This is a genomic window from Methylobacterium sp. P5_C11 (assembly GCF_054049775.1).
Map to the genome: position 1 here is coordinate 20,985 of NZ_JBFULS010000062.1, position 9,633 is coordinate 30,617.

General features: G+C 65.1%; 8 protein-coding genes. 2 read left to right on the forward strand and 6 right to left on the reverse strand.

Annotated features, from left to right (window positions below; genetic code table 11):
* Positions 1 to 296: 296 nt before the first annotated feature.
* The 4 genes from ACXJKQ_RS23755 to ACXJKQ_RS23770 form a co-directional block, all read right to left on the reverse strand.
* Complete coding sequence (locus tag ACXJKQ_RS23755; protein ID WP_457108157.1) at positions 297 to 506, reverse strand: hypothetical protein; 210 nt, start codon at positions 504 to 506, stop codon at positions 297 to 299.
* A gap of 572 nt (positions 507 to 1,078) precedes the next feature.
* Positions 1,079 to 2,227 carry an adenylate/guanylate cyclase domain-containing protein gene (locus ACXJKQ_RS23760; protein WP_457108158.1) on the reverse strand — a complete coding sequence of 383 codons (1,149 nt, stop codon included), beginning with the start codon at positions 2,225 to 2,227 and terminating at the stop codon, positions 1,079 to 1,081.
* 15 nt (positions 2,228 to 2,242) lie between these two features.
* A complete protein-coding gene (locus ACXJKQ_RS23765) occupies positions 2,243 to 2,611 on the reverse strand; it encodes a response regulator (protein ID WP_091777687.1) in 369 nt (122 codons plus the stop codon).
* The gene (locus ACXJKQ_RS23770; RefSeq protein ID WP_457108159.1) at positions 2,608 to 4,914 is read right to left on the reverse strand and encodes a HAMP domain-containing sensor histidine kinase; all 2,307 of its coding nucleotides are present in this window, start codon (positions 4,912 to 4,914) and stop codon (positions 2,608 to 2,610) included. The genes ACXJKQ_RS23765 and ACXJKQ_RS23770 overlap by 4 nt, the downstream gene beginning before the upstream one ends.
* 188 nt (positions 4,915 to 5,102) lie before the next feature.
* Between ACXJKQ_RS23770 and ACXJKQ_RS23775 the strand changes: the two genes are divergently transcribed.
* The gene (locus tag ACXJKQ_RS23775) at positions 5,103 to 5,786 is read left to right on the forward strand and encodes a Crp/Fnr family transcriptional regulator (RefSeq protein ID WP_457108160.1); all 684 of its coding nucleotides are present in this window, start codon (positions 5,103 to 5,105) and stop codon (positions 5,784 to 5,786) included.
* 50 nt (positions 5,787 to 5,836) lie between these two features.
* On the opposite strand, the gene ACXJKQ_RS23780 is transcribed toward ACXJKQ_RS23775, so the two are convergent.
* Positions 5,837 to 7,537, reverse strand: a complete 1,701-nt coding sequence (locus ACXJKQ_RS23780) for an SUMF1/EgtB/PvdO family nonheme iron enzyme (protein WP_457108161.1) — start codon at positions 7,535 to 7,537, stop codon at positions 5,837 to 5,839.
* Positions 7,538 to 7,871: 334 nt separating this feature from the next.
* On the opposite strand from ACXJKQ_RS23780, the gene ACXJKQ_RS23785 reads away from it, so the two are divergent.
* Positions 7,872 to 8,768 carry a DUF4399 domain-containing protein gene (locus ACXJKQ_RS23785; RefSeq protein ID WP_457108162.1) on the forward strand — a complete coding sequence of 299 codons (897 nt, stop codon included), beginning with the start codon at positions 7,872 to 7,874 and terminating at the stop codon, positions 8,766 to 8,768.
* Between the two features lie 510 nt (positions 8,769 to 9,278).
* Here ACXJKQ_RS23785 and ACXJKQ_RS23790 read toward each other — a convergent pair.
* Positions 9,279 to 9,633: calcium-binding protein (locus ACXJKQ_RS23790; RefSeq protein WP_457108163.1), on the reverse strand; the 355-nt coding region annotated here is incomplete at its 5' end.

Sequence of the window (9,633 nt, forward strand, 5' to 3'; positions counted from 1 at the left end):
CCGCAGTAGCAGCCCTTATTGGCGGCTCGGCAAAGAAAATCCTTTTCGTCGTGACCTTCTGTGACCCGGTTCACATGCAGTTGGAGGAGCACCACAGAGCAGAATCTGCAGTCACGACGCAGAGGCCGATCGTGGCCGGTCGATGCGGAATTACATTGAGCGGTTTCAACTCACGCGTCTGAGCCAAATCAGGCGCATGCCAGTCAGCGTTGCCGATGCCGCGCGCCGACGGTCTGGAACATCGGCAGGAGGGACCCGTGGACGTAAATCGACGCCTCCTCCCGGCGGTCGCGGCGCTACACGGTCTGCCCGCCGGTGCGGTCCTCGCTGAGGATCGCCGCATGAGTTCGGCCGATGCCCGGATGAAGGCCATCGTCGTCGGGCCGGAAGGACAGAGCATCGCCGACGTCAGCGCCCCGATGCCGAAGCCCGAGGAGGTTCTCGTCGGGGCCGGGGCGGCAGCCCTTAACTGCGCCGGTCTCGAAGTTGCCGAGGGGCAACAGCACGATGGGATCGGAGACGCCGGAGCGATCCGGGGCTGCGATGGGCCGGGAGGTGGTGACGGTCAGAACTTCCGTGACCGGCCTCCATCCCGGCAGTCGCGTGATAGGCTCGGATGCCGGTCGCTCGGCACAGTAAGCTGCGGCGGATCGCGGGCGGATCCTACCACTACCTGCGGACCTGCCGTTTGAGGTTGCCGCGGCCCTGCCGGTCGCCCTTCAGAGCATGCAGGACGGTCTGATAACGCAGGCTCGCCTGCAGGCAGGCGAGACCCGGCTGATGCAGGGGGCGGGTTTCAAGTCGGGCTGATGGGGCGTCAGATCGTTCGGCGGCGCAAATTTCTGATGGTGATCGGCACATTGCGAAGCCCTGATCGCTGCACCGGTCCTGGCGCGGATGAGGATCAACGAGCATCTCGGCAAGAGCGTTCTGAGCGTCTGAGCGGCCGATCATCCTTCGCGGATCCTCTTCCGGATCGGGAGCGTGCGATAAGCGATATGCGCACACGCCCACGATCATGAGGCTCGCAGGCTATCTGTGGGCTGGACGGGCAACGGAACTCTCTGCTGAAACCGGGTCAGGGGTCGGGCCGATCCTCCGACAAGTCCACGAGCTCGAATGCCGCAACCTCACGCAGGAAGCCCTTGAGCGGCAGGTCGCCCAGTGGGCGCGCTCGTGCGACTGCCTGGACAGCGCTGAACACGGAGCGGCTCACCACGATCTGCCCCGCCTGGGCCACGTCGCAGAGGCGGGAAGCCAGATTGGTCACACTTCCGAGAGCCCCGTATTCGAAGCGTCCCTCGAAACCGAACTGACCGAGGGTCGCGTAGCCCCGGGCGAGACCCAGCCCGAAACCGATCGAATGGCCGCGCGATTCCCATTGCCGGGACAGGCTGCCGACGCGTTCGCGGAGAGCAAAGGCCATGCGCACCGCGCGTTCGGTGTGCTCTGGGCACGGGTAGGGATCATTGAAGTAGGTCATGATGCCGTCGCCGGCGAAGTGCTCCAAGGTTCCTTCGTATTGGAATACGGCTTGGCCGACAGTCGCATGATACTCGCGAAGGACCGCGACCACTTCTTCCGGCGCGGCCGTATCCGTGAAGGCCGTGAAGCCGCGCAGGTCACAGAACACCACCGTGATCTCGCGCCTGTGCGGCTGCAAGAGCGCGTGGTCGTCGCGATCTGCGGCGACCAGGTTGGCGATCTGGGGTGAGAGGAACCGCCGCAATCGGCCGATCCGCTGGAGCTCGGCGGCCTTGACGGCGACTTGGCTCTCGAGATCACGGTTTGCCTCGGCGAGCGCCGATTTCTGATCCTCAAGCTCGCGCGCCTGCGCGCGGACTGTGTCGGTCAGCGCTTTTAGGCGCAGCATCGAGCGGACCCGCGCCATCAGAGCCGCATGCTCATAAGGTTTCGTCAAATACTCATCCGCGCCGGCATCGAGCCCCTCGACGACGTCGCGCGTCTCTACGCGCGCGGTGAGCAGCACGACGGGGACGTAGCGCAGAACCTCATCCGTCTTGAGATGACGCAGAACATCCAGTCCGCTGAGGCGCGGCATCATCACGTCGAGAAGGATAAGGTCCGGCGGTTGGGCAGCGGCCCGCGCCAGGGCCGTTTCGCCGTCCGGTGCGAGCCCAACCTCGTAACCCTGCGCCTCCAGGCGGACGCGCAGGATCTCCAAGTTCTCTGGATTGTCGTCAACGACGAGGATATGCGCCGGCACGGCCTCCGCTCCGCTTCAGACGTCAACGAGCATCTGGCGAACGAGGCTCAGGACCTTGCGCGGGCTGAACGGCTTGGCGACATAGCCGTCGCAGCCCGCGGCGAGGGCTCGGTCCTCGTCGCCCGAAAGGGCGTAGGAGGTCACGGCAACGACCGGGATGTGACGCGTCGACGGATCAGCCTTCAGGCGCCGCGCGGCCTCGTAACCATCCATCACGGGAAGCTGGATATCCATCAGGATGAGGTCGGGCTGCTCGGCTTGTGCCACCTCGACGCCTCGCTGCCCATCCGGAGCCTCGACGATGCCATAGCCGGCAGCAGAGAGAAGGTCGCGCAGGATGCGCCGATTGTCCTCCGTATCCTCAACGATCAGTATCCGCTTCATGAGGCCTTCTTCCTCTCGACAGCCGTCCGGATCGGAAGGGTCACCTGAAACACCGCACCCTGTCCCAACTCCGATCGCACCTCGATCCGGCCGCCATGCAGGAGGACGAGTTGCCGGGTGATCGAGAGACCCAGACCCGTACCGCCCTGCTGGCGCGTGCTCGAGCTGTCCACCTGCTGGAATTCATCGAATATCCGGGCCTGATCGACTGGTGCGATACCGGGTCCGGTATCGGAAACCTTGATGACGAAGGTATCGTCGACGGCTTGCGCAGACACCTCTACGAAGCCGGATTGCGTGAACTTGATGGCGTTGCCCACGAGATTCATGAGCACTTGCGTGAGCCGCCGCTCATCGCCCTGTCCGATAGGCAATGTCTGCGGGACGTCGGTCTTCAGGACGAGGCCCTTTGCCTGGGCCAGCGAGGAAGCCGCCACCGTTACGGATTCGATCAAGGCACCCAGCGCGTAATCCTGGACATCAAGCGTGAGCAAGCCAGCCTCGATCTTCGTGAAGTCGAGAACGTCATTGATCAGGCTCAGCAGGTGGCGGCCGTTGATCTGAATACGCTCCAGGGCCTCGCTGGCCCTCTCGCTGAGCGGACCGTAAAGCCCGTCGGCCAGGAGCTCCGAATAGCCCAGCACGGCGTTCAATGGTGTGCGGAGCTCATGGCTCATGTTGGCGAAGAACTGCGTCTTGTGGAGATCTGCGGCGGCGAGCTGTCGGCCTTTCTCGTCGACCTCTTGGAAGAGACGCGCGTTGCGGATCGCGAGAGCAGCCTGATGCGCGAAGGTGTGCAGGACATGCTCGGAACTGCCCAAGGGCGCGGCGGCGTCTCGGGCGAGCAGGAGAAGGAAGCCCAGGCGGCCGTCGCTGTCGGCGAGATTGATGAGCGTGGCGGCTTGAAATCCTTCCGCAACGCCTGTGAGAAGTCCGCCGATCATGGACAGGTCGCGGACCTGGATGACCTCGGCCGCAGCGTCGCCGGCTTTGTCCAGGGCATTGGCGGGCAGTATGTCGCTGACCGCGCTGGGCGGCAGACCATGGTCACCCGCGCGGCGGAACGTCTCGCCGGGTGCCTCGACCAAGTAGACGGCGCTGGCGTCGGAACCCGCGAGAGTCGCGGCCCGCGCAGCAATCGCCCGCACGACGTCCTCGATCTGAAGGGAGGCGACGATCGCGCGCCCGGTTTCCTCGAGAGCCCGCAATTCGCTGACGGAGCGGGCGAGATCCCGGGTCTGTCGCTGGATCTCGCTCTCAAGCCGCGCATAAGACGTCGAGAGTGCGTCGGCCATGGTGTTGAAGCGCGTCGCCAGCGCCTCAAACTCGTCGCCCGTGCGCACGGCGATGCGGTGCTCGAAGCGGTTGGCCGCGAAGTGCTCGGCCCCGGCATGCAGCGCGCGGATCGGCACCAGCATGCGGCGGGCCAAAAGGAGACTGGCGCAGATCGCAACGACGAGGCCGAACGCGAGAAGCCAGACGAGCCGGATGAGCAGGTCGCGCACAGGCGCCAGCGCTTCGCTCAGGGGCTGCGCGACGACGAGCGAGGCGGGTAGGGCAGCGAGGGCGTATTGCGTGGCCAGGATCGGCTGTCCCGCGCCATCGGAGACGTAGGCGACCGAACCGGGTGTCGGCAGGGTCAGGCGATCGCCCGTCGCATGCGGGCTCTTGTCGGAGCGGGCCACGCTGATCCCGTCCGGCGTGACGAGGTCGACGTAGCTTCCGACACCGGCGGTCGCGGACGGGAGGCTCCCCGTCAAGGCGGTCAGCCGGACACGGGCCAGAGTGGCGCCCGTCCCCGCGCCCGGATGCGGCAGGAGAAGGTTTGCGTAGATCTCGCCCCCGACGATCTGGAGGTTCTGAAATCCCTTGTGCTGCGGGACTGGCCCACGATCATCCGATGGTATGGGATCAGGGCTGTCCGGCCGGCTGGCTCGGACACGCTCGCGGCCTTCGTCATCGAAAAAGGCGAGCGTCAGGACGATCGGTGTCTGGTCGAGAAGCGCAGCGTAATCCTCGCGGTGTTGGGCGAGGCTCTGCGCGCTTGCCCGTGTCACCCAACCCACCTGTCGCTCGATCTCCGCCAGCGTGTCTTCGACGGCCGCCGTCGCGCTGACCGCGAAGGCGGCCTGGACGCGGGCGACGCGCTCGACGGTTTCCCGATATAAAAACCAGGTCTCCACGGTCGCGTTGATCGTCAGAACCAGGGCGACGAGACTTACGAGCGTCAGGACGTATTTGCGGAACAGGCTGCCTCGCCAAGTCAAGCTCGGCGCCGACGAGAGTGCGCCCTCCGTCCGCATCGGCAGACTCCGCAATACCGGGCTGGCAGGGACGGCTTGTCCCCACAATAGGTGACGTGAATCGCCATCGAATGCTCTATAGCCAGCATGGTCGAACAAGGAAAAATGGGCAACTGAAAACAAGCCGTTGCGCGATCACCTGCGTTCGCGTGAGAATCTGACGCTCTTTCGTTCTTGGGGTGGCGGTGATGTCGAAAGGCTCTGGTTTCGGTCCGCTTCTGCGCGTGAACCCGCTGTTCGCGGACCTCGGCCCGGAGGTGATTGACTGTCTTGCCGAGATGGCGACGGCGCGCATGCTGCGAGCGGGCGAAATCTTATTCCAGGTCGGTGACCCTGGTGACACGCTCTACGGAATCAGGCGCGGGGAAATCCGAATCGAAATCGGGACCGAGGCCGGGCGACGCATCGTGCTCAACAGCCTTGGGGCCGGCGACCTGTTCGGTGAGATTGCCCTTCTCGACGGAAACGAGCGCACGGCCGATGCCGTGGCCGTCGAGGCGAGCGAGGTTTTCGTCCTGCGCCGTTCCGATCTTCTCGCCTACCTCACCCGCGAGCCCGACGTCGCCATCCGGTTGATCGGTCTCCTTTGCAGCCGGATCCGATACATCGCCGGCCAGATGAATGAACTGGCCACGCTGTCGCTGGGAGTCCGGCTCGCCCGCCGCCTGGCGGTGCTGGCCGAGGATTTCGGCAACGAGATCCAGATCTCCCAGGAACAACTGGGCGCTTTCGTGGGCGGCACGCGCGAGAGCGTGAACCGTCAATTGCAGGTCTGGCGCCGCGCTGGGTACATCGACCTGCGCCGGGGCTGTATCGTGCTCCTCGATGCCAAGGCGCTGACCCGCATGGCACAGGAGCCTTCGTGCACGTGATCCGATGACGGGCCGGACTGCGTCCCGACGGTGAGCGAGCCCGCGCGCCGTCACGGCAGAGCGCGCGCCACCCGGAACCCGTTGGCATAGTACCGGACATCGGCATCGTACCGGAAACGCGCCGAAGGCTTCACATAGCTGGCCGAACTATCGAAGGAACCGCCCCGAAGCACCCGCTGGCTGCAGGTTCCGGTGAGCCAAGCCGTGCCATCCTGCGGAGCGCCTCGGTAAGAATCGTTCCAGCAATCCTCAACCCATTCGGCCGCGTTGCCCGCCATGTCGAAGAGGCCGAACCCATTCGGTGCGAAGCTCGCGACGCTGGACAGTTCGTGGCCGCCAGTCCGGCTGCACTCGCGGCAATTGGCCTTGCTGTCGCCGACCTGAGCCCCCCAGGAGAAGGCCGTGCTGGTGCCGCCGTGCGCGGCGTACTCCCATTCCGCCTCGCTCGGCAGGCGGTAGGTCCGCCGCGTCAGCGCGCTGAGCCAAGCGACATATTCCTGCGCGTCGAACCAGCTCACGTTCGTGATCGGCTGCGTGCCGGCCTGCCCGTCCACGACCTTCGGCCGGTACTTGCAGGCCCCCGCCTCGACACAGCTGCGCCACTCGTTGATGGTCGTCTCCCGGCGTGCGATCGCGAATGGGCGCGGGATCGTCACCCGATGGACGGGACGGTCGAACGGCTGAGCGCCGGCGCCCATCTCGAACGTCCCCGCCCGCAGGATGACGAGTTCGGGGCACATCTCGCAATCCCGCAGGCTCTGTCCCGCCGTCTGACCGCCCTCCTGCATCGGCGCCTGAGACGGCGGTGGGGCTGGCAGGCCTGGAACAGGCAAGGCCGCCGCAGTCTGCGGGACGGCCGGCGGGGGCGGTTTCGTGGAAGGCGCCGACAGGGGCGGCGCGACGGGATCGGACGGCGGACGACGCACGACTGGAGGCGCCTCGGCCTTGCTGGTGCGGTCCGGCACAATCACCGGTGGCGCGTTGGCCGGCCCGACGGCGAAACGAAACTCTTCGATCAAGGACGAGGAGATCCAGGGAACGCGCTCCGCCTTCGACGCGCGCGAGACCCCGATCCGGGTATGGGTGAACGCCTCTTCCGCGGTGAGGTTCGGCGCGCGCAATTCCTTCCCGAGTTCACTCACGAACAGGCTGACATCACCGTCATCCTCGCGCACCACCTTTCCCGGCGGGGCCGAGAAAAGGATCAAGCTCCCTTCCGGAGCGTCGACCGGCGCCAAACCCGCGGACGAGGCTCGGAATCGGCGCTCGAAGGGATTTTGCCGAGCCGCGTCAACCACCGCGATCTTCACGCGCACGCCGCGACGGTTCAACTCGCTCAGGATCGCATCGAGGCTGATGCCATCACGGCGGACTTCTGTCTCGGACCAGATCTGCGCGTTGACGGGGATCAGGTAGCTCTGGCGCTCGACCTGGATGCCGTATCCACCGAAGTACACGAAGGCGGCCGCACCGGCGTTGAGCTTGGCATAAAATGCCTCCAAGGCCGCCTGAACGTCCTCTCGCCTCAGGTTCTCGCGCAGGTCGACGTCGAAATCACTTCGCCGCAATTCTTCTGCGAGAAGGCGCCCGTCCTTCATGATCGTCGGCAAGGAACCCTGGGCATCGGGGTAGCGGCTGTTGGCGATGAGCAGAGCAAACCGCCGCCCGGCTCCGATCGGGTTCTGGGCCAGCCCTGGCCGCACAGCCAGAAGCAGTTCGCTCAGCGCGAGGAATACCAGAAAGATCAGCACGCCGCTTCCACCGATGCGGCTGCGTAACCCTGCCCGAGGCGTCAGCTCCGGAGGGCTCTCAACATAGATCCGTCCCGGCATGAACGATGACCTGCACGCAATGAGCGGACGAACGAGAACTGCAGTTTAGGTAGAAATGGCCGAAGCGCAATCATCGCCGATTCCGAAGTTTCGCTCATTCCTCAGCCATTGTCCCAAAACAAGATATCAATAGGTTTCAATTGCCATTCCAGCGACGCCGTTGTATGGATCAAGCGTCGTACCGCTCGAATCGAAAAGACATCGCGCTCCATCGAAATGTGAGCTCTGATCAGCGCGTTGCGCAGGAGGCAATGTGATTGATGCGGCGAAATCAATTGCGGCAGGCCTGCCTCGAGCGGCCCTTGTTCTGCTGCTGACCGCCTCCGCCGGAACGGCGCAGGAGCGCAAAGGCGGCCCAACGCCATCGCCGTCAGGCGCAGCGGTCTACTTCGTCGATGTCAAGAACGGCAGCACCCTTCCGCCCAAGGCGACGATCCATTTCGGCCTGCGGAACATGGGTGTGGCGCCGGCGGGCCTGGATCGCCCGAACTCCGGACACCATCATCTTCTGATCGACACGCCGATGCCGGCTGCGGACCGGCCGATCCCGAATGACTTCAACCACATGCATTTCGGCGCCGGGCAGACCGAGGCCGAGATCGAGCTGACGCCAGGCGAGCACACGCTTCAATTATTGCTCGCCGATAAGGACCATATTCCGCATAATCCTCCTGTCGCGTCCGAGGTCATCAAGGTCCGGGTCGCGTCCCAGGCCGCAGAGCCCGCTGCCGCGACGGGCGGAGGTGCCATTCAACAGCGCCCGTCACCGCCGGGAGCGCGCGTGTACTTCGTTCAGCCGCGCAACGGCGACGTCGTAGGACGCAAGACGCTCATCCGCTTCGGCCTGACCGGAATGGGTGTGGCACCGGCGGGTTTCGACAAGGCCAATACAGGTCACCACCATCTGCTGATCGATACCTCCCTGCACGCGCTCGATGACCGGATCCCGAATGATTTCGAGCACCTGCATTTCGGCCTCGGACAGACGGAGGCGTTGGTCACGCTGCCGCTCGGCACGCACAGTCTGCAACTCGTTCTCGCCGATGCAGACCACGTCCCCCACAAGCCACCCGTCATGTCCAACGTGATTCGGGTGACCGTGACGCGAACCGGGCGCAAGCCGCGGCCACGGCGCCACCATAGCCGGTAGATGACCGCTCGCCGGACCACGCGGTCTGAGCGCGGTCGATCGTGCGATCCGCGTCAAGCGGTCAGTTCGGCGTGCGCGATGCTTCATCGGATCGCGCAACCGGCCTAGTGGTTGGCAGCGGATCTCGTGATGGACGCTCCGCGCTTGGGCAGGGCGTCAAGAGCAGCGCGCTGTGCGAGGAGAAGATCCAAGTCGCGCCAGATCTGGCATTTGACGCGTAGTTCGGTGGAGCGTCTCATGGCTGCCTCCCGTCAGTTCGACTTCTGAGGGCGAGTATCGCCGCGCGCACGGCGACCGGCTGTGACGAAGATCACGGAGGCAGGCTTCACGCGGCGAGTGGCGCCGTGAACTGACCGGGATGCACACCGGCGACTGCCGAATCGGTCGGACTTGCAACATCCCATCAAGCCCGGTCGCGCGGCCGTCAAACGAAGTCGTGCCCCGCCAGGTGAACCCGGCGAGGCACGCAGTCATGGGGTTATGGCCGTTGAGTTTGGCCGATCGCTGACTTCAGTGGAACATGCCCATATCGGGAACGTGAGCATCGACGTGTCCACCCATGTCGTGGTGAGCCGGCATCTGCTCATGGCCATGGTCCGCAGGTCCGCTTCCGCCGTARAGGTGGTCGTTGCCGGCCCCGCCGTGGATGGYGTCGTTRCCCTTGCCRCCGGAGAYGGTGTCGTCACCCTTGCCGCCGTAGAGGTGGTCGTTGCCSGCCCCGCCSTGGATGGTGTCGTTRCCCTTGCCACCGTAGACGGTGTCGTCACCCTTGCCGCCGTAGAGGTGGTCGTTGCCSGCCCCGCCGTGGATGGTGTCGTTGCCCTTGCCGCCGGAGAYGGTGTCGTCACCCTTGCCGCCGTAGAGG